Genomic DNA, 18,494 nt, shown 5'->3' with positions numbered 1-18,494 from the left:
GGCGCCTTTTGGAGAGCGATAAATTTGTTCGTTTCGAACGCGGATTAGCATCTTCTTAAGGTTGCGCAGAGGTTTCTGCTAGCTTGGCGGCGATCACCGACACGTATGCCTCCACAAACCCACCTGTAAAATCGTCGTATATCTGCGCCTTAACCTGACCGCAAATTTGCTTTTCGTTTGACTGTTCAGGAAGCAGGCTTGCGACGTTCAGGTCAGTTGGGGGAACCCTGCGTGTTGCTATCACCTGCGCGGTTTCAGGAAAGAAGACCTCGTCAGGAGTAGCCTCCAAGCAAAACTGTTTCAAAAGCGTGCCGGGACCCGGATGCCGCGTAGCGCTGGCACTGACAACGCCTGACTTCCTCAGTTGGAATTCGATCCGACGTGTCTGAATAGGCGGCAATGAGGCTGATCCTGATCGTCGGCCGAGGTTAACAGCCACTTCAAAGGTTTGAGCAGGATCTCTGGAAATCGGAAAACGAAGCTCTCCACTTGGAGCTACGGTCTCGGGAAGGCTGGCTATAGAAAATTCTTTCTGCAACGCGCCATTTGTAAAAAATATCTGTGGCTGCCCATTAATTATTAGCGGCGCTTCTTTACCGTCGACACCCGGTAGATATCGAACCAACACGAAAAACTCCCTTGAGCTCAGAGCATGTGCAGGAAGCTTGACGACAACGCCGCCGTCGTTTGCGATACATGTCTCATACATTCTCGCCGAGTTGTCGGAGAGTCTGGAAGCAACTATTGTCCTTCGCGTCTCCGAATCAAGGCTAAGGTTAAGAAGTTTATATTGCCGAGAAATGATCTTACTACTCTGGTCTGAGCTATATTTTCCATCCAAATACCCTGGGATCAGTAAAGAACCGTCGATCGACTTATCTTCCGCTTTGTCGAGAGAAGACTGAAGCTCGCTAAGTACGGAAAGTCGGACAACGTCACTTGCGTCGGCCATAACTTCATCTTTCACGATGAAGTCTCGAACGTCACAGGCCGCGTGCGCTCCGTGAGACGCAACGAGCATCCAAGCGCTGAAAAGAATGGCTCCGTGGCGGCGCATGTTTGCCCCTTTTTATATAATAGAATACTAATACATCATTATATAGAATTTAATGCAAGGGTGGTCCTTTCGCCTTAACGATGAGCGGGACGGCTGACCTCCAAAGCTGAACGATTGTTTTCGGCCCCAAATAGGCCACTTCTCCAATTAGTACCATGTCCGCCTTGGGCGCATTCCGGGCATGACCGCTATCGGCCGAAAGGGAAACTGATATTTGAACAACGACTTGACGCGCCCATCTAGGTCAGAGTTCTAATGGTCGCACTTACCAAAATCAGACATCATAAAGACGTGGCGTGTGTGAGCCTAGAGCGGCCGTCGGCTCATTTATAGATTTCGCCACGGCTAACCGTAGCAACGTTGGTCGCCAAGAACCAAACTGCCGAGCTGGCCTACCACCTAACCCTTGCTTTGGAAAACGGCGTAAAGCCTTCACAGATCTCCGAAATCATCACGCATTTGGCATTCTATTCCGGCTGGGCTAGCGCAACGTCGGCGGTTGCAATTGCCAAGGGCGTTTTCGGTGCGCGCGGCGTGACGGCCGACCAGTTGCCGGAGGCTACACCTACACCGCTTCCTTTCGATGAGGCTGCGGACGCACAACGAGCAAACGGCGTTGAACAGAATGTTGGACCGGGGTATGCAGGCGTGGTTGAGTTTACCAACGGTCTTCTCTTCAATGAGTTATGGCTTCGTCCGGGCTTGGCACCGCGCGACCGCAGCCTCGTGACGGTGACGACGCTGATTGCCAATGGACAAAGCGCCCAAATTCCATTCCATCCGAACTGCGCCATGGACAACGGGCTCACGCAGGCGGAAGAATCAGAAGTTCTGACGCAAGTCGCCTTTTATGCGGGATGGCCTATGTGTTTTCAGCAATTCCTGTCGCGAAGGATGTTTTCGACAAGCGGGCGAGCTGACGGCGGCCGCCATTACGCCGCTTATTCGAAAAGGTGGCCTCGTCGCCTTTTCGATAAAAAATCGCTCCAATCGCTTCAAGTCCGCCAAGGCATGAACATCTGAAGCATTTGCCGCGTCAGATTTTCCGGGTCCTGGTTGGTAGCGTAGGCGTACTCGTCTGAGGTCAGACCGAGTAGCGCAACCAGATCGTCAAAATTCGATCCGCGCTTGTATTCTTGTCGAAGAAGTTTGAGCAGTCGCTTGTTAAGGTCCCAGCTATCCGAATGATGTGGAAGCCAGCGGCCGAGCATCTTTTCGTCTTCGCCATTCAGGTTTCCGGAGACAATTCTAGCCCGTAGTTCTGGCATGATCTGCGCTGCGATCTGGCGGTGCTGCTCCACCCCCCAGCGAACGCAGAGAACGAACAGATAAGTTATCAGCGTTGTTTCCGCCGCGTGATCAAGATGCTGTCCATACCTTTTTAGTACATCGAACCAGATATCCGGGGCATTGCGCGGTTCGACGGGGAACGCCATGATCCTTGCCGCATCAAGCGCTGCGCCGCCGTTGAGCATCTCCGGAACGTACGTTACCAGCGTCGCGCTGTTCTCTCGGAGAACGCTGTGCCACTCGTCGTGCAACCTTTCTTCCCGAACCAACTCGACCGCCGCCTCCAGCGACAGCAACGGAAATTCGGCAACGACGGAAGTACTGATCTCGTCGGACGAACGTTGAAAGAGAGCACGCAAGATTTCATAGGTTTCGAGGTCGGCACCGGTGGTAGCCAGCAAGGCGACGAGATCATCAGAAGAGAGCCGTTTAATCGCTTCTTCTGAGATAAGCACAGGTCGTCTCTTAAGGGCCTCGAACACAAACCGCACCGAAAGTTCATCTGTTTCAAGGCTTTCTGACGTAAGTGATGGCAAGATAGCGTCAAAGATCATCCCGAACCGAGAACCCAAACTAGCCTCGTTGTGGTCGAGGACCAAGGCGAGCTCCGGTAAAACTGCGTCAGTTGCATTTCCCATCAGTTCAACGATTTCCCCGTCCGTAACGTTGAGGTCGGAAACATCATGCTCGACCATCAGTCGAATGAGTGTTGCTGGAGAAACATTCTTCACCAAAGACAGTTTACTTGGAGACAAGCCGAGAAGATCACGCTTCAACGTTTGTCCCTGGCCTGGTGCAAGCCTTTTGAAGACCTCAACGGCATGAGAATATGTTGTCCCCTTGCCTTCGAGTAGCGCAAATATCTCTACCAAAACGACAAATGGGCGGCGTGCGGGGTCAATGTCCTTTCCATAGCGCCAAAGAAAGCGACGGAGGGGAGTGACAACATCAGAAACTGCATCGTCGACGGCCAATTGAAGCCACGAGCTTGGCTCGCTTGTCCTCAGCTTCCCTTCACTCGCAAACTTCAGCGTCTGGCCCGGTAGCAGCGAGCTCGACTGTACCGATCGAAAGCAGAACGTTGATCGCATCCGTGGCCACTGCTGGGACCAGACCGCCAAGATTGCGCGTTCCATGTCAGCCTCTTGGCCCATTGACGCACTCAGAAATGCTTTGTCATAGCAAGCCGTCAAAACCTGCTCGATCAATTTCCTAGGCGGCGGGGCCGCTCTTTCTCTCCGCCCCACCGCCAACGGTGCCGAGAACGCGTTCTCGCGTTGGTAGTCAGCCGGCCGTGTGAAGAGGGGCGACAACACTCCGAGGTCAATCTGTGACGAAATGAGCGACTTGGAAAGGAGAAGAACATGCGTCCAAACGCAACCTGGCCGCTGCATTTCAGGGGCCTCCCATGTGCGCATCAGCGCGTAGATCTTGCTCTCCGGCAAGACCAGACCGGTCACATAGCTACCTGCTCGATCGAGCGAGACCCCCGGTGCCATGTCCGATGCAGCCGCCAACTCATAAGTGTCGACAGAGCCCAATTGCATGCTAGACGCAAGAAGTCTGTGGCCATTGGAATACCCAAAAACCGCCTGATGGACTTCATTTTTATCAACGCTAGTCATTCAACTTCCAAGCCGCTGAGCCATCGTATTGCGTGGGTCAAGTCATGCTTATCCGCACCATATCCAACAACCTCGACTCTCGCACTGGCGTTCGAAATCAACAATAGCTTCTGTCGTTCCAGTTGATCGGGTGCCGTCGAATCCTTCGGTACATCTCCGCCTTGAGCCGACACGCCATAGATCCGCGTCGGGATATGAGTATTCCTAAGATATTGGTCAAGCAACGGCATGTTGGTGAACAGCCACTCGGCGGGATTGGCGGCTCGCACGACTTTGTCCCAAGCGGACACTATGACGACGATCCTTGGAAAACTACCTCCGACCGGTCGCTGCTGCAAGCTCTGCAATATATCGACTATTTGAACGTCACGAGGAGTTTCGCCTGGGGTGAACGGAACAAATTTGGGTGCTGAGGTTTCGGTCGAAGTATTTCCCCCCGATCGATCTCCCTCGGGAATTACACTGTCCTCGTGATCATCATCGTCATCGACGAATTCATCTTCAAGGCCCACCCCTTTTGCAATATCCAAAATCGAGATGTCGTCGGGTCCAACTGCGGCGCTCACGAAGAGCAACAGTCCATGGACACCCTGCAATGCTTCGGCAATCGGCTCTGCGAGACGACGCGTCGCGAACGCTCGCTCGAAACCCTCACCCGGCAAGTCAGCAAACGTCAGGGACATTGATTTACCCGAAGAGGGATCAACCAGGTTGATTGATATTGTCTGATGTTCGTAGTGTTCGGTGCGCGGTACCTTGTACCCGCGCTCCCACAAGTCCGCGATCTTGTCCAGATAGCTATAGTCGCCAGCATGGAGTCCTCGAGCCAAAACTGTCGAAACCCCACCATTAGCAAGGATGTACCAAAGGGCGGCGGCAAAAGTTGTTTTCCCCGACGCTTGCAAACCAATGACCATGTGCCGATGCGCGCTCGTCATTTTGCCCAAACCTCTACAAGACGATCGAAATGCCGCGCGGCATCAGCGATGGGTTTCGGACGAGTGTCGATCTGCGGATCCGGCGCGCACCATCGTTCGACCATCTCAACGAGCCCCACAACGCCGGTTGCCATGTTCGCACGCGGAAGCGCACAGATCCGGTGGATATCGAAAAACGCAATTCTTGAACCGAATTCGCGCCGCAACTCGTTCTCGTAAGAAGCGAGATCATCAGCAAGACTGGGCTCAACATCTTTCCGCTGAAGCTTGTCGAGCTTTGTTATCAGAACCTCTATCTCGGCAGTCCCCGTAAGTGCCTCATTATCAACGAGCGCACGGATAGTTTCTCTGAATTTTCTTTTGTAGCCAGCACGTGTTTCAAGGTCTGTAAGCTTTCCGGCATCAAGGAGAAAGCAAACGATGTCCGCCATTCGCAGCTCGACGAGCTTGTCGATAAGTTGCGTGTTTTTTCGAGCGTCGTCGTACGCTTCACCCGATCGGTCCGAAATGATGAGATTGGTAGGATTGTTGGATGTGCTATCTGAAAGACAGAGGTGAAAGAAGCTCACCGGATCAGCTCTGCTCGTACGTGGAGTTGATGGTGAAACACGCTTTGATTTTTCGAGGGCGAGATGGCGGCGCTCAGCAAATGCCAAGAGTGTCTGGCTACCCGCAAACGAAAACCTACCTACCGGGCCGGCGCAGAATAGCCCAAAGATTGTGGCAAGAAGTGTGGTCTTGCCGGCCTTTTGCTCACCTACCAAAACGATGGTCTTGGTGTGGAAACGTCCACGGAACTCTGTGATGTCGTTTTCAGTAATTGCTCTGTTCGATTGAAGCGGTACACCGTTTGCTTGTCCCGGCGTATCGAATTCGTCGCCGGGGTCGAGCGTTTCAACGTCATCGCCGTGATCGGCGTTGAGGTCCGCCTCCGCCGTAAGAAAATGCTCACACGAATCGATCGGGTCATGACCGAGAATACAGGTGCCCATGATCGCAACCGTACACTTAGCATTTGAACAAACCGCGGACAAACCTGTCATATCAGCAGTTCGCTGTTTACGAGTAGACGTTCATGAAAGACCTGTAGCGCCAGTTCATAAACGCTCATAGAGGTGTCAAGCGCTATGCCAGTCGCCTTCTCCAGTTGCAAGGTGGTCATCGGGGAGCCATCGACCAATAGCGCCCTCGCCGCAACATGGATTGGGATAATCGCCTTATCCTCGTCCACCTTCTTTCCGACCAAGGACGCAAGCTTCACGTCTTGAAGCGCATTGACCGCATCGGACAGTGTTACCTTCTTGTCCGCATCCGCTCCTAAGGTCTTTCGGATTATCCCGTAAGCACCGTAAGGACCGGGTGGCGTTCCCGATATTGTCGCCACGTCGGCCGCTACAACAAATGCTCTGGCGTTAAGTGGGATTTCATCCAGTGGGCGATCGGCCAGAAGACTGTGATTACCGATATGCCACCATAGCATATTGACTTCAGTTGCGAGGCGGCTGTTTACGGATACCAGAGTTCCAACCAACGCATTCGTCTCTGCAACCACCTTATTTATTCGACTGACGTATGCGGTCGACTGCGAATCTACCAACGCCGCGGCAGCCCCTTCAGCATTCTCATCAAAAGCTCCTATGGCCTTTGTGAGATCGGGGATCTTATGTGAGCTGACACGGGGAACTGCTGTCACTTTTCCGTTGCGGCGTACTGCCTGGGCCAATCCGTCCTTTGCCCATTCGATAAGCGCCCCTTTATCCACCGTCGACCGTCGACCGATAAAGCTTGCCGCAAGCACGAAGATGCAGGTCGTTTGAACATCCGATGCAATGCGCGCTTTGAGAACCAGGGTCGCGATGTTCGCGGCTTCTTCGCGATCATGCTCCAAGCTAAACATCGGGTTGTGATTACGCATTGACTTGCTAAACCACTCGTCGGATTCAGATGGATCCTCGTGGGGCAGCCCGAAGGCAAGGCGAACGAGGTCTGCATCGCGCGCTTCAGTCTCTTCAACACTTTCTTTCAACTCTTCGAAGCTTTTATGGCTCGCTTCAATTTTTGCCTGGTCCGCCAATGGTTGTAGCGACCGGTACTGCTGCACGAAGTCAAATTTCATGTTTAAGCTCCGCGAGATGTTGTGAACGTGTCTATGGCCTGATCGAGGGCACCAAGTTGAGAGCGATCGGCAGCACGGCGAATTGCCGCGAGTGCAGCTTCGTAATCCCGCAGCTTTTTGTCGCTCTCTTCGTTCAGGCCAAGAGCGGCGATGAGTTCATCCCGGTCACGCTCCGGCAATGCGAGCAACTTTGGTGCAACCGATCGGATTGTTGGAGAGTCTGAGGCCATACTCCAATCCTTTGTAGAAACCGAGGAAACCTGGGGCTCCAGGCGCGACTTCTCAATGGCCTCCGAAAAATTCACTTCGATCGGGGGCACCCAGCTTGGCAGGGGAACGAGCGAATCCCAGGTCGGATTATCGTCAAAAGCTGGAACCGCAATATACCGGGCTTGCTCGCGCTGCCGCACCCATATCTTCACTGCAAGTTTTCGATCGTTTCCCGTCCCCTGGACGGAGACATCAACTGCATTGTAGCCTGGCTTCCAGCCCGGTTCATCTCGTTCAGGCTGCACTGCCCCTGCCCGGATCCTAGTGAACCGGTTTGTCTGCTGTTCGACACGAACATTATGCTCGTGCCCAAAGAGATGGATTTTTGCGACTTCCTCGATCCGCTCGCGGAACTCCGCACCATTGCGCAGCCATCCAAATGGATGGTGGCACATGACAAGATGAGCCGTCCCGTCATCGCGCTCAATGACCTGTGCTGCGGAGGGGTCGACGAACATCAAGTCCTTATTGTCGTTGGCATCGCATACCAACACGGAATTGAATCCCCAGACGACAATCTTCGAGTCGTCGTTCAACTTGAACTCTCTGGAGACGTACGGCTTGCGGAGTAGCTTGTCGTCTTCGAAGCCAATTTCGCAGAGAAAATTCGCTGCAAAGCGATTGTAGCTATCCAGAGGTTTGAAAAGAATTTGTGCCGAATCCTCATCATTCAAGAACTCCGTAATGGCTCTGTTCGACTCGTGAACGGCTACGCCACGTAGAGAGGCCCTTGACCTCATGTGCACGGGACGCTTGGCGGCATCGCGGTCGACATCGTGATTACCAGGAATCACCACAATGTTCAGAAAATCGCAGCCGGCGGCTGGGCAAAGCTTATCGCGAAGCCACTCGAGCGCGAATCCATACTCCTTCTCCTTCCCTGCGAACGCGATGTCGCCAGAGATCAAAATTGCGTCGAATGGCTTTCCAATGATTGTGTTGCGCATCTTGCGCACGTCGGTGATCAAGTCATCCCTGAGACCGCGATTTGGGTCGGTTGACCGACCTACTTCCCAGCTTTTGAAGTGGATATCCGACAGGTGAAGAAAGAGCATGATCCGGGAACTCTTGAAGAAATGGGCCTAAATGTTTACAAGCATTGCGATAGTTCACAAGCGCACTCGCGGCTTCCTCGAAATGAAATTGTGGTTTTCCCTTACATTTTTAAGAGATTGGCGGGAATGCGACCTTGAACGAAGGCATTGGGTGGCGTTCTTGAATGGGATTTGCACCGTGCTGGCCCAACCGATGTGGCCCGCCCCGCCTACATCACTTCATAGGCATCGCGGCGACAGCATCTTGCGTCTCTGCGATGCCGCCGATCATCAAGTTGAAAAACCTCTTCATTGAGGAATGCGTCGCGACAGAAGTCGTTCGTGGAAGTGCGGTGAGCAGAGCGTTACGACACGTCGATGCCTGCTTTGCTGCCGACTTCCTTTAGCCGAAACAAAGTTGACGGCGGCCAAAATCAGGCCAGGAGACTAATGACACCGAAGGAGCGCTTGCGGCCGCAATCAGCGATCTCGGGGTGACCTCAACCACTTCCTGGGCCTTCCGCGTTGAACTGGGGGCGAGCTGCACCGGTGAGACTGCGGCCTGTGTGAAAAACCCGAAGGCTTCCTGTCCGCGCTTACTCTCCCGCTGAAATGGCAACTCAGCTTTCGGCACGCATATTCGTGGACTTCCTCGTTGAAGAGCTGCACCACGCTGAGGTGAATTGTCAACGCTTTGTTGATCTGGAAACCACAGACTCTGCTGCCTCGGTCCATGGCCGATACTCAATCGTCCTATTTTGATACAGCTCCACGTGCCGTAAGTCGCCGATCAACAGTTGAGAGAATTTATCACGCTCGGCCCTCTCTTCTTCGCGAGAAAGCCAAGGATTCAGGTAAATTCGTCTGAGACTTTTTGGAGGGAACGAGAAGGTGTTTGTCTGCTTGTCGGATTTTTCCCGATATTCGCGAATGACACGGTATTCACGTTCGTCAGCGTATTGGTTCCGTTTAGCGAAAGGCAGCTTAGACAAGGAAATTTGCCGCAACTTATCGGAGCGCATATACTTCACTGAACGCCCAGATACAGATGGGTCGGAGCGAAGGCCTTCTACGAACTCTTTCCGATCGAACCAGAGGCAAACCCCTCTTTTTCTGTCGCCGAATACAGTCCAAAAGTGATATCGATCTTCAGCCATTGTCAGACATGTTGCCCGACATTTTGCCATCGATTTCGCTTTCGCGTATAATTCTGTTAGTGCACCGTCGTTTCTATCATCCCAACATCTGGGGTCACCAAGGTGTAGCTCGCAATCATCGAGCACCTTTTTCAGATATTGCAAGTCGGTGTACTTTTTGAGCCATCGCCCAGATTGTCTCTCAGTCATTCAAGCACTCATTTCCAGGGGAAGGTTTGGCCGTTCTTGTCGGTGGAGTATGGTACATGGTTTGGATTTAATAAGATCGCGTGAAACCACCGTCATGCATGATGTTGTTGCCGGTCATATTATAGGACAACCGCGATAGCAGTTCTTGTACTGCAATCGCGACTTCGTTCGGCTGGCCATATTCCCCAAGCGGAATATTAGAGGTCTACCCGCCTATCCTCTCATCAACGGTCATGCCCGGCGAATGAGGCTCTCTTCTCGATGCCTTCTCGATACCAGGGCAACAAAGTTCCGCTGAGCGACCGCGCAGCCCCAGCGCAAATGCCAGCGTCCTTGCCTCGCCTAACCAGGCGCACCGCAACACGTTCGAGGAAATGTCCGAGCACCTGTGACGACGATTTTTCGGAGTCTATCACGATTTTCCCCGTACTGCCGATACGCAAGCCTCTCCTCGTTGCCGGCGGCGAGCATCAACCGATGTCCGGCTCTCGCGAGATATTCGCAAACCGCGATACCGATCCCACCTGTCGAATCCGTCACGAGGACGGTTTGGGCTTTCTCGGTCATTCTGCCACCCTGAAGCACCGCCGTAGGCCATACCGATCGGGCCGGACCGATGACTGGCTGAAGATCAAGTGCGTTGTGAGTGAGAGCTTTGTCGTCGTGGGCTACGAACCATCAACCACGATGCCGGGTTCCATTGCGAGCCTACTGCTGGCCGCTCGAAGGGGTAAGGGTCTCGTCTATGTCGGATCGGTCGGGACCGGTTCCAAAGACAAGGTTGCCCGCGACTTGAAACAGCAGCTCAATAAGGCGCGTGTAGACAAGCCGTCAGTGGCAATCAAGGGAAAGAACCTGGTCTACGCCCGCACGGACCTGATTGCCGAGATCGAGTTTCGCGCTTGGAAAGGCGACAGGAAACTGCGGCACGCATCATTCAAAGGGCTTAGAGAGGCAGCGGATGCATCTGAGATCTACCAACTGAATGGCTGAATGCGGAACCATTCAATCAGAATCCAGTTTTGAGCGAATGGAGGGCAAGTTATGATCGATGCAGCCAAACATCAAGTGAGCCATCCCGATCGAGCCTTGGCTTGTCAGGAGGCGATAGAACTCCACGTCCAGCAGGTGATCGACGACGCGACCACTCACGGGTGGGGAGCCATCGAAACGATCTCTGCCATGGAAGAAGTGTTGCGACACCTTCGCCTCGCCTACGCCGAAGACCCGGATCCGGCAGAAGACCCGCCGGAAGCGGACAGCGGCGATGCAAATGACTTTGGCGAGTTCCCGTCAGCGGACGGACTTGTCAGGGCATTTGTGGAAGATGTGCCATGACCATCTATGCCTGGACAATATCAAAGCCTGGTCGTCAGGATATCACGGAGGTTACGACCGTTCCCGAGCTGCAAGACGTGCTTCGCATCTTAGATCTCCCTGGCATCAATGTGTTCATGCAGGACAACCAGAGATCCCAGACAGTGGGAAATATACGAATAGCGAAGGCAGCATGGACGAATGGTCACTGACGTGGACGAAGGCCAATGGCGAGACCGAGGTTGTAGGCTAGTGATCAAAGAAACAGCACAAGTTGATAACACACGACAAAATCCGAGCTAGCCTTCTCCTCATTGCAGGACCCGCTGAGTGAACGTTGTCGACAGCATGTTCGTGGCAATCGGAATGGATGTTGCTGAATTGGCACTGGCGGTAACGTGGTGTGTCGGACGGCATTAACGGGCCGGCATTAGAACGGCAATTCAGAACAGTGCCGAGTGCCTAAACGAGAAGCTGCGGTCATCAGTTGAACGGCCGCCGAAGTTCTGGACCCAAACGCAGAGTGCGCAGAGCCCTGGTGACAAGGAACGAACTTGCGGCGAGTGCGCCAAGCTTCGTCCAGGGATAGGAGGTGAGTTGCGAGCGCGCGCTTGCATTCGCCCAAGTCACTCCGGATTTAGCGACAACGCGAACTTGGGAGCGGATGATGTCAAGCCTAGCGCGTAGAAGATCGAGTTCCTTTTGAAGCAGTTCGTGCTTAAAGCGTGCTCGGTCAGCAGCGGTGGCCGCAATGTCATCGATAACGACAGCATCTTCGACACCAACCAAGAAAATTTCCTCCTGCGGGAGGTGCGCTCTTCGTAATAACATGCCGAACTCCTGTTTCAATTGGTCGCGGTCTGAATGACTTAGACCTGATCGCCGATGTGTGCTCTTCCAGCATACTGAAATCGCACGCCTCGTCGAAGGGGCCGCCATATCTCGGTCCTCTGACGGTGTGTCGCCATTAAACGCCTGAGATTTCAGAAAGATGCGTGGATGTGAAGATTTCTCGACAGGCATGGGAACCATCACGTGAGCGCTTCGTTTTTTAGGTCGGCCAAGGAGAGTTCAATGTCCGGTTTTCAGTTTCGATTTTCTGATCGGGAAGGCGATGTCGAGACGGAGGAAGTGTACGAATTTCCTGATCTGCTTGCGGCGATCGAAGAAGCAAAACGGGTTCTTGCGGAAATGGCGCTCGACGGGATTCCCAAAGCACCTGGCGCTGCGATAACCGTGGAGGTCGTCAATTCCGCGCGCGTTGTAGTGGCAAAGGTTGGCTTGACCCTTAATGTTGAATTCCCATCGACCTGAGGGCTCATTTTAAGGGAGCCGTTGTCTTTGCACACACTGTGGACATCACGCGGCTGCCCGGTTCGACTTCGCCAGAAGCTTGATCGCCTTCTCCAACGGGCGTTCGCCGCTGCAGTAGTCTTCCCATGCTTTCGTCCTCTTCAGGAGCGCAGGCACGGTGCGCACCGTAAATCGCTTCGGATCGAGATCCGATTTGACCTGCGACCAGGTTAAGGGCATCGACACAGTCGCGCCGGGCCGTGAACGTGGCGACAATGGCGCAACTGCAGTCGCCATTCGGTCGTTGCGTAAGTAGTCGAGGAAAATTCTTCCGTTGCGAAGCTTCTTCGCCATTTTCACGAGGAATTTCTCCGGATCGTCGCGTGCCATCTGGAGACAAACGTCGTGTGCAAACGCCTTTGCTTCCGGCCACGTCAGCTTGCTGCGCTTGCCGACCTCAAGGGGGGTCACGACGTGAAGCCCCTTTCCTCCCGTCGTCTTGCAGAAACTGACGAGACCCAGCGCATCCAAACGATCACGCATTTCCTTGGCCGCTTCGACCACCATCGAAAATGGAACGTCGGGTCCGGGATCGAGGTCAAACACGAGGCGGCCTGGGACTTCCGGCTGTTTTGGTTCGCAGTTCCATGGATGAAGCTCAAGTGCTGCAACCTGAGCTACCGCCGCCAGCCCTTCGACGCGGTCAATCTGGAGGTAGGGCTTGTTATCGCCAAACACCGTGACAAGCTCGAGAAGGTTGGATGTCCCCATCATCGCGTGTCGTTGGAAGAACTGCTCGCCGTCGATGCCGTCCGGGGCTCGGATGATCGAGCAAGGTCGCCCCTTGATGTGATCGATCAACCAGGGGCCGACGGCTTCATAATATTCAGCGAGTTCCTGTTTGGTGACGGGTTTTCCATCGTTAGCATCTGGCCACAGAGGCTTGGCCGCATTGGAGATCAATACCCCCATCACGTTCGCTTTTGCGCCGGCACGACGACGGCTGGATGCTCTCACGTCGTTCTGCGGCTCCGGGACATCTGCTGTTTCAGGGTCTGCTGGCTTCTCGGCCTCAACCTCCGATGCAGGTTTGTCGTCCCGCAGGCCTTTGAAGGCTGCCTGTCGAACCATGCCGTCGCCTGTCCATCCCTCGAATTCAATCTCGGCAACGAGCTCGGGTTTGACCCAGACCACGTCGGGATCCCGCTTGGGAGCGCCTATCCCCGTAAACGGCGAGGTCTTCGTCTCTATCTCCTTCAATCTGTGCACCAGCGTCGCTACCTTCTTCGCTCCGTACCCGGTTCCCACTCGGCCGACATAGACGAAGCTGCCGCCTCGGTTCACGCCCACCAGAAGCGAACGGAACCTTCCATTCGTCTTGGCCCAGCCACCGATGACAACCTCGTGGCCCGCCCGGCATTTGGATTTGGCCCAGGTTTTCGTCCGGCCGGATTTGTATGGGGCATCAGCCCGCTTGGAAACAATGCCTTCAAGGGACAGTTTGCAGGCTGATTTCAAAACCGCGTCGCCGCCCGTGTCGAAATGATCGACAAATCGCAATCGAGGATCGTCGCCGCTTTCCTTCATCAAGTCTTGGAGGCGTTCTTTCCGGTCGACCAACGGCTTGTCACGCCAGTCCTTGTCTCCTTCGAAAAGCAGATCAAATGCGAAATAGACCAGATCGTCTGTCTTTCCCTCGGACAGAGCCGCCTGGAGTGCGGCGAAGTCCGGCGCGCCATGTTCGTCGAGTGCACAGATTTCACCGTCGATGATCGCGCTGGGCAGTCCTGAGAAAGATTTTTCGATCGCTGGATACTTTGCCGTCCAATCAAGTCCCTTGCGGGTCTTCAATGTAACCTCGCCGTCAACGATCCGGGCTTGAATCCTGTAGCCGTCGAACTTGATTTCATGGATCCAACCGTCGACAGATGGGGGACGGGCGAGGCTCTCGCAGAGTTGCGGTTGGATGAACTCGGGCATTTCCGATGTCCGCGTTTTCGGTGGTGTCGCCCGACTAGCTTTGGACGCTCGGCCTTTCCGCTCATCTGCGGCGAGCCCATTATTACTGTCCCAAACCGCATCGGCTGAAACGGCATCGCCAGAAACCATGAAGGGCTTGGGCTTCCTGCCTTTGCCCGATGCGATGACATCCATCGTCCGTCCGGACGCGATCGAAGTGGCATCGTCAAGGATTGCTTCGCCTTTGCTCTCGACGGCGTGTTCGTCGTGATGCTTGATAAGCAGCCAGTTGGTACGCTTGCCGCCATTGCGATCATGTTTCATTCGGACAAGGACGAAGCTGCCATGCAGGCGCTTTCCCTCGAGCAAAAATTTGAAGTCGCCGTCTTCCAGTGCCTGCTGAGGGGTCTTCTTTCCTTCCGGCTCCCAGTAGCCGCGATCCCAGAGCATGACGGTACCGCCGCCGTATTGGCCCTTGGGAATTGTCCCCTCGAAATCGCCGTAGTCCAAGGGGTGGTCTTCGACTTCCACGGCCAAACGCTTGTCGTGCGGGTCGAGCGACGGCCCACGCGTCACCGCCCAGGATTTGAAAACGCCACCCAATTCCAGTCTGAGGTCGTAATGCAGACGCGTGGCATCGTGCTTTTGAATGACAAAACGCAGACGGTTGGAGGCGTTTAATTTGCCTGCACCGCTGGGCTCCTTCGTCAGCTTGAAGTCCCGTTTCGCCTTGTATTTGGAAAGCTTGTCGTCTGCCATCGGACCCTCGGAACACTTTCGATGATGATCGCCATAACGCGCGGCCTCTACAAAAGATGCGTAAGCGGTCGGCTGCTGGCAAAAATAGCGGCTTACCTTCCGCCATAGTGCCCCAAAGAAGGGAACAATCGCGTCACCACACCGTTCACGAAGAATTCCCACGGAGTATGTTGCATGGCACCTCGGTCGTTCTGGAAAGGCTACCTCAAGCTATCTTTGGTCAACTGCGCTGTCTCAATGGTCCCAGCGACGACTGAGAGCGAGAAAGTACGGTTTCATACCCTGAACCGGGCCACAGAAAACCGTGTCGTCAGCCGCTACGTCGATTCCGTGACCGGACGCGAGGTGGATGAAGATGACGAGGTCAAAGGTTTTCAGCGCGGCGAAGATGAATACGTCATGCTGGAAGACGACGAGATTGATGCCGTCGCCCTGGAGAGCACGCGTACGATAGATATCGAGACCTTTGTCCCCAAAGATTCGATCGAATGGATTTGGTACGACACGCCCCATTATCTCACACCGAGCGATAAGGTCGGAGAGGAAGCGTTCGCCGTCATTCGGGAAGCGATGGCAACCAAGGGGGTGGTTGGAATTGCTCGACTTGTCATGTATCGGCGCGAGCGGGCCGTCATGCTCGAACCCCGCGATAATGGCATTGTTCTGTGGACGCTGCGTTATGGCGACGAGGTTCGTGACCCGAACGAATATTTCAAAGCCATCGGACCGCAGAAATCTGAATCCGACTATATGCAGCTCATGGAAAAGTTCATTGAGGCGCGTTCAACCCCATGGGACCCTTCGATCGTCGATGACCCGGTCCAAGACCGCATTCTGGATATGATTGCCGCCAAGAAAAAGGGCAAATCGAAGAAGAAAAATGCTCCGAAGGCCGAGAGCAAGGGGCCGAGCAACGTCATTAACATCATGGAAGCTCTCAAAAAGAGCCTGGAAGCGTCGAAGAAAAAATAACCCTCCAGTTGTTAGCCCGTTTTGCGGGTCGGAGCCTTCTTCTTCGGTGGAGTGTCAGCGCTTTTTGCCGTTTTCTTGCTTGGCTTTTTCGCTTCGCTCTTGAGACCAGCACTCTGCCGCAGGGCATCCATCAGGTTCACGACCTTCGTTGGTTCCGGAGCCGGGAGAGGTTTTATCTCCCTGCCCTCGAGCTTGGCCTTCACCACTTCCGTCAATGCGTCTTCATAACGGTCGTCAAACTTGCTTGGATCGAATTTGCCCATCTTGCCACCGATGATGTGGTCGGCGAGATCGAGCAGTTCCTTTTCGATTTTCAGTTTGGGTGTGTCGCTGAAAGCATCCTCGGCCGAGCGGACCTCGTATTCGAAGTTGAGAGTTGACGCGACCAGCCCTTTCCCATGAGGTCTGATCAAAAGCTTGCGGACGCGGCGGAATAGGACCGTCTCAGCAATGGCGGCCACTTTCTTCTTTTCCAGACCGTCACGGATCAGGGTGAAGACTTCGAGGCTCTGCTTATCCGACGGGGAGAGGTAATATGGCTTATCGAAGTAGACATCATCGATGTCCTCGCAACCGATGAACATGTCCGCGTCGAGCATTTTGTCAGCGTCTGGAACTGCTGCGGCAACCTCTTCAGGCTCGAAGACGACGTAGTGCCCGTTGGAATCTTCGTAACCCTTAACCTGGTCATCCCGCTCCACCACCTTACCCGTTTCGCTGTCGACGAACTCACGACGCACGCGGTTTCCGGTCTTGCGGTTGAGGGTGTGGAAGGCAATTCGCTCTGATGTCGAAGCTGCGGTGTAGAGGGAAACGGCGCACGTAAGCTCACCAATCTTGAGAAACCCTTTCCAGTTCGCGCGTGGTGCCATATGTCATCTCCCCAGCAAAAGAGAAAAATGCCCACGAACAGCTTTAGTTCCGCGAACAACCCTTCATCACCTGTATCGCGTGATAGCGCCAGAGACGTGGGATCGAATGAAACGGGAGAGTGGCGCCAGGAAAGCGAAGAGACTGGGGTCTGTCCGGATGACCTGCGACCATTCGGATCTTTCGCCATCAATATTATACAAATGGACAACAGCCCAGAAATGGAACTTGCAAAACCCCTAAAATAATAGTGGTATATAAACACTCTCTGATGGAGAGGTTATTGCGCTTTATGTTTATTGAGTTTCGATATTGGAGAGATATTGCGCCGCCATCTTGCAACGGATGGCGGCTTTTTTGCCAGCCTATCCGGCCGGCTTAGCCGTCCTTATATCCTTTACCACCTCCTCGACCGCAATCAGCGCCTCATCAATCGTCCAGCCAGAGGCCGTGGCTGCAGATACGATCGTGTCGATTAGGGGATGGATGATTTCTTCGCATTCAACGGTGCGCTGCATCTCGCCGGGATCGTGCGTGGGTGCGGGAATTTGCATCTGGATCTCCTTTGCCGGAGAACCACGCTGATGCCCAAATGTTCCAATGAAGGTTGACTCCACACTATTGTCACTTAACCGTCCCCCGGTCGTCAGGCGGAGGCGACATAGAGGCTCGTCGCGCTATTCAGGCGGCTTGCTCCCACCTCAGAGGCGACGGCTTCCCTCGTTACGGGCAAGCTAAGTTTGCGGAAATGCAAAGGCAGTCTCGGCCAAGCCGGAAGGCCTTCGCCTTCGTCCTCCGCAAACGTCGGGCGGAACAAATCGCTCGCTCTGACGTTTTCGTGCCGGATCAACTTAAGGGTGGGCACGATGGACGAGCAGCTTCGGATTCAATACGATTGCATCAGCAAAACCGTTCTTTTGCAACTCGGGGATAATAGCCATGTTTTACCCGAACAGTTCGACGATAAAGACAGCGCTGAAAACGCTGCCAGAGTTTTCGCGCGAGAGACTTGGGCGTACGAAATGCCCGAGGAGATCCGCTCAAAAAATTCGCCCAGCGTTTGACCACGGATGTACTGGCACGTGCTGTATGGCGCTTGGAGAGGTCGGGTAATTTGCCCGGCCTTTTTTCTTTAGGCGGTAGATTGACTTGGCTACCCCTTCTTATCCACGGATGTCCACGCACCACCAATTTCGCCTCTGAACTGCTGTGTGCCGCGAACGAGAAAGGCCGCCTCCTGGGGCGTGCAATCGTGACTATTCGAGAGTTGAAAGCGGGCGCAGGCGATGTGGTTGATCCTCTTGCCTTCGACCCAGTTCCGAAGTTGCAAAACCCTTGAGGAACAAAGGCATTCCATTTGTCGTTTGTTCTGGCTCAAGCAAGGAGGCTGCGGATCAGAATTTCGCCACGGCATTTGGGTGTCAAAACCCTGCCTCCCCGACGACTTAATCGCTGCACTCACACAGGCCAAACCGAATGTGGCCAGCTAAGCATAGGAGGTTTCAGATGGAAGAGCGCAAATCGAGACGCGAGCGCGGATCATCCCCTTATGGAAACTTTGACCAGTCCAAAGCCATTGCTGAGGAGACGATTAGGGAGCGGCGGGAAGCGGATACGCGGAAAACCCAGCGTTTACGAGAGTTGCGGC

Annotated in this window: 18 protein-coding genes; 6 read left to right on the top strand and 12 right to left on the bottom strand. The window is 54.2% G+C overall.

What is annotated here, in order from left to right; genetic code table 11:
* Positions 1 to 55 precede the first annotated feature (55 nt).
* Positions 56 to 967, bottom strand: coding sequence for a hypothetical protein (locus R6X40_RS02560; protein ID WP_318410690.1), 912 nt, complete (start codon positions 965 to 967; stop codon positions 56 to 58).
* A 450-nt stretch (positions 968 to 1,417) separates the two neighbouring features.
* Between R6X40_RS02560 and R6X40_RS02555 the strand changes: the two genes are divergently transcribed.
* Entirely contained in the window at positions 1,418 to 2,080 is a 663-nt protein-coding gene (locus R6X40_RS02555) for a carboxymuconolactone decarboxylase family protein (protein WP_318410688.1), read from the top strand.
* Here the strand turns inward: R6X40_RS02555 and R6X40_RS02550 are convergent.
* The 7 genes from R6X40_RS02550 to R6X40_RS02520 form a co-directional block, all read right to left on the bottom strand.
* The gene (locus R6X40_RS02550; RefSeq protein WP_318410686.1) at positions 2,053 to 3,972 is read right to left on the bottom strand and encodes a hypothetical protein; all 1,920 of its coding nucleotides are present in this window, start codon (positions 3,970 to 3,972) and stop codon (positions 2,053 to 2,055) included. The two genes, R6X40_RS02555 and R6X40_RS02550, sit on opposite strands and share 28 nt — an antisense overlap.
* The gene (locus tag R6X40_RS02545) at positions 3,969 to 4,910 is read right to left on the bottom strand and encodes a hypothetical protein (protein ID WP_318410685.1); all 942 of its coding nucleotides are present in this window, start codon (positions 4,908 to 4,910) and stop codon (positions 3,969 to 3,971) included. The genes R6X40_RS02550 and R6X40_RS02545 overlap by 4 nt, the downstream gene beginning before the upstream one ends.
* Positions 4,907 to 5,902, bottom strand: a complete 996-nt coding sequence (locus R6X40_RS02540) for a TRAFAC clade GTPase domain-containing protein (protein ID WP_318410683.1) — start codon at positions 5,900 to 5,902, stop codon at positions 4,907 to 4,909. Before R6X40_RS02540 ends, R6X40_RS02545 begins: the two co-directional genes overlap by 4 nt.
* Before the next feature lie 47 nt (positions 5,903 to 5,949).
* Positions 5,950 to 7,026, bottom strand: a complete 1,077-nt coding sequence (locus R6X40_RS02535; RefSeq protein ID WP_318410681.1) for a GTPase-associated system all-helical protein GASH — start codon at positions 7,024 to 7,026, stop codon at positions 5,950 to 5,952.
* 2 nt (positions 7,027 to 7,028) lie between these two features.
* Positions 7,029 to 8,351 (bottom strand): metallophosphoesterase family protein, encoded by a 1,323-nt coding sequence (locus R6X40_RS02530; protein WP_318410679.1) that lies wholly within the window; start codon positions 8,349 to 8,351, stop codon positions 7,029 to 7,031.
* 665 nt (positions 8,352 to 9,016) lie between these two features.
* Positions 9,017 to 9,676, bottom strand: a complete 660-nt coding sequence (locus R6X40_RS02525) for a hypothetical protein (RefSeq protein ID WP_318410677.1) — start codon at positions 9,674 to 9,676, stop codon at positions 9,017 to 9,019.
* Positions 9,677 to 9,743: 67 nt separating this feature from the next.
* Positions 9,744 to 9,833, bottom strand: coding sequence for a hypothetical protein (locus R6X40_RS02520; protein ID WP_318411287.1), 90 nt, complete (start codon positions 9,831 to 9,833; stop codon positions 9,744 to 9,746).
* A 485-nt stretch (positions 9,834 to 10,318) separates the two neighbouring features.
* Between R6X40_RS02520 and R6X40_RS02515 the strand changes: the two genes are divergently transcribed.
* Positions 10,319 to 10,669, top strand: coding sequence for a hypothetical protein (locus tag R6X40_RS02515; protein ID WP_318410675.1), 351 nt, complete (start codon positions 10,319 to 10,321; stop codon positions 10,667 to 10,669).
* A 51-nt stretch (positions 10,670 to 10,720) separates the two neighbouring features.
* Positions 10,721 to 11,014, top strand: coding sequence for a hypothetical protein (locus R6X40_RS02510; protein WP_318410674.1), 294 nt, complete (start codon positions 10,721 to 10,723; stop codon positions 11,012 to 11,014).
* A gap of 462 nt (positions 11,015 to 11,476) precedes the next feature.
* On the opposite strand, the gene R6X40_RS02505 is transcribed toward R6X40_RS02510, so the two are convergent.
* Complete coding sequence (locus R6X40_RS02505; RefSeq protein WP_318410673.1) at positions 11,477 to 11,782, bottom strand: hypothetical protein; 306 nt, start codon at positions 11,780 to 11,782, stop codon at positions 11,477 to 11,479.
* A gap of 285 nt (positions 11,783 to 12,067) precedes the next feature.
* Here R6X40_RS02505 and R6X40_RS02500 point away from each other — a divergent pair, with 285 nt between their 5' ends.
* The gene (locus R6X40_RS02500) at positions 12,068 to 12,307 is read left to right on the top strand and encodes a DUF6894 family protein (RefSeq protein WP_318410672.1); all 240 of its coding nucleotides are present in this window, start codon (positions 12,068 to 12,070) and stop codon (positions 12,305 to 12,307) included.
* 45 nt (positions 12,308 to 12,352) lie between these two features.
* Here the strand turns inward: R6X40_RS02500 and ligD are convergent, their stop codons facing one another.
* Complete coding sequence (gene ligD, locus R6X40_RS02495) at positions 12,353 to 15,004, bottom strand: DNA ligase D (RefSeq protein ID WP_318410671.1); 2,652 nt, start codon at positions 15,002 to 15,004, stop codon at positions 12,353 to 12,355.
* A gap of 174 nt (positions 15,005 to 15,178) precedes the next feature.
* On the opposite strand from ligD, the gene R6X40_RS02490 reads away from it, so the two are divergent.
* Positions 15,179 to 15,976 carry a Ku protein gene (locus tag R6X40_RS02490; RefSeq protein ID WP_318410670.1) on the top strand — a complete coding sequence of 266 codons (798 nt, stop codon included), beginning with the start codon at positions 15,179 to 15,181 and terminating at the stop codon, positions 15,974 to 15,976.
* Between the two features lie 11 nt (positions 15,977 to 15,987).
* On the opposite strand, the gene R6X40_RS02485 is transcribed toward R6X40_RS02490, so the two are convergent.
* Together R6X40_RS02485 and R6X40_RS02480 are read right to left on the bottom strand one after the other, a co-directional pair.
* Complete coding sequence (locus R6X40_RS02485) at positions 15,988 to 16,848, bottom strand: Ku protein (RefSeq protein ID WP_318410669.1); 861 nt, start codon at positions 16,846 to 16,848, stop codon at positions 15,988 to 15,990.
* Between the two features lie 363 nt (positions 16,849 to 17,211).
* Positions 17,212 to 17,400, bottom strand: coding sequence for a hypothetical protein (locus R6X40_RS02480; protein WP_318410668.1), 189 nt, complete (start codon positions 17,398 to 17,400; stop codon positions 17,212 to 17,214).
* A 312-nt stretch (positions 17,401 to 17,712) separates the two neighbouring features.
* On the opposite strand from R6X40_RS02480, the gene R6X40_RS02475 reads away from it, so the two are divergent.
* Positions 17,713 to 17,910, top strand: a complete 198-nt coding sequence (locus R6X40_RS02475) for a hypothetical protein (RefSeq protein WP_318410667.1) — start codon at positions 17,713 to 17,715, stop codon at positions 17,908 to 17,910.
* Positions 17,911 to 18,494: the final 584 nt, after the last annotated feature.

It is taken from the genome of Rhizobium sp. PL01 (assembly GCF_033447125.1).
Lineage (GTDB): Bacteria > Pseudomonadota > Alphaproteobacteria > Rhizobiales > Rhizobiaceae > Pararhizobium.
This window is presented reverse-complemented; position numbering and strand designations above follow the sequence as displayed.

Coding starts and splice junctions, on each gene's coding strand:
- R6X40_RS02550 (WP_318410686.1), bottom strand. CDS start 3,972: ATGACTAGCGTTGATAAAAATGAAGTCCATCAGGCGGTTTTTGGGTAT.
- R6X40_RS02545 (WP_318410685.1), bottom strand. CDS start 4,910: ATGACGAGCGCGCATCGGCACATGGTCATTGGTTTGCAAGCGTCGGGG.
- R6X40_RS02540 (WP_318410683.1), bottom strand. CDS start 5,902: ATGGGCACCTGTATTCTCGGTCATGACCCGATCGATTCGTGTGAGCAT.
- R6X40_RS02535 (WP_318410681.1), bottom strand. CDS start 7,026: ATGAAATTTGACTTCGTGCAGCAGTACCGGTCGCTACAACCATTGGCG.
- R6X40_RS02530 (WP_318410679.1), bottom strand. CDS start 8,351: ATGCTCTTTCTTCACCTGTCGGATATCCACTTCAAAAGCTGGGAAGTA.
- R6X40_RS02525 (WP_318410677.1), bottom strand. CDS start 9,676: ATGACTGAGAGACAATCTGGGCGATGGCTCAAAAAGTACACCGACTTG.
- R6X40_RS02510 (WP_318410674.1), top strand. CDS start 10,721: ATGATCGATGCAGCCAAACATCAAGTGAGCCATCCCGATCGAGCCTTG.
- R6X40_RS02500 (WP_318410672.1), top strand. CDS start 12,068: ATGTCCGGTTTTCAGTTTCGATTTTCTGATCGGGAAGGCGATGTCGAG.
- ligD (WP_318410671.1), bottom strand. CDS start 15,004: ATGGCAGACGACAAGCTTTCCAAATACAAGGCGAAACGGGACTTCAAG.
- R6X40_RS02490 (WP_318410670.1), top strand. CDS start 15,179: ATGGCACCTCGGTCGTTCTGGAAAGGCTACCTCAAGCTATCTTTGGTC.
- R6X40_RS02485 (WP_318410669.1), bottom strand. CDS start 16,848: ATGGCACCACGCGCGAACTGGAAAGGGTTTCTCAAGATTGGTGAGCTT.
- R6X40_RS02480 (WP_318410668.1), bottom strand. CDS start 17,400: ATGCAAATTCCCGCACCCACGCACGATCCCGGCGAGATGCAGCGCACC.
- R6X40_RS02475 (WP_318410667.1), top strand. CDS start 17,713: ATGGACGAGCAGCTTCGGATTCAATACGATTGCATCAGCAAAACCGTT.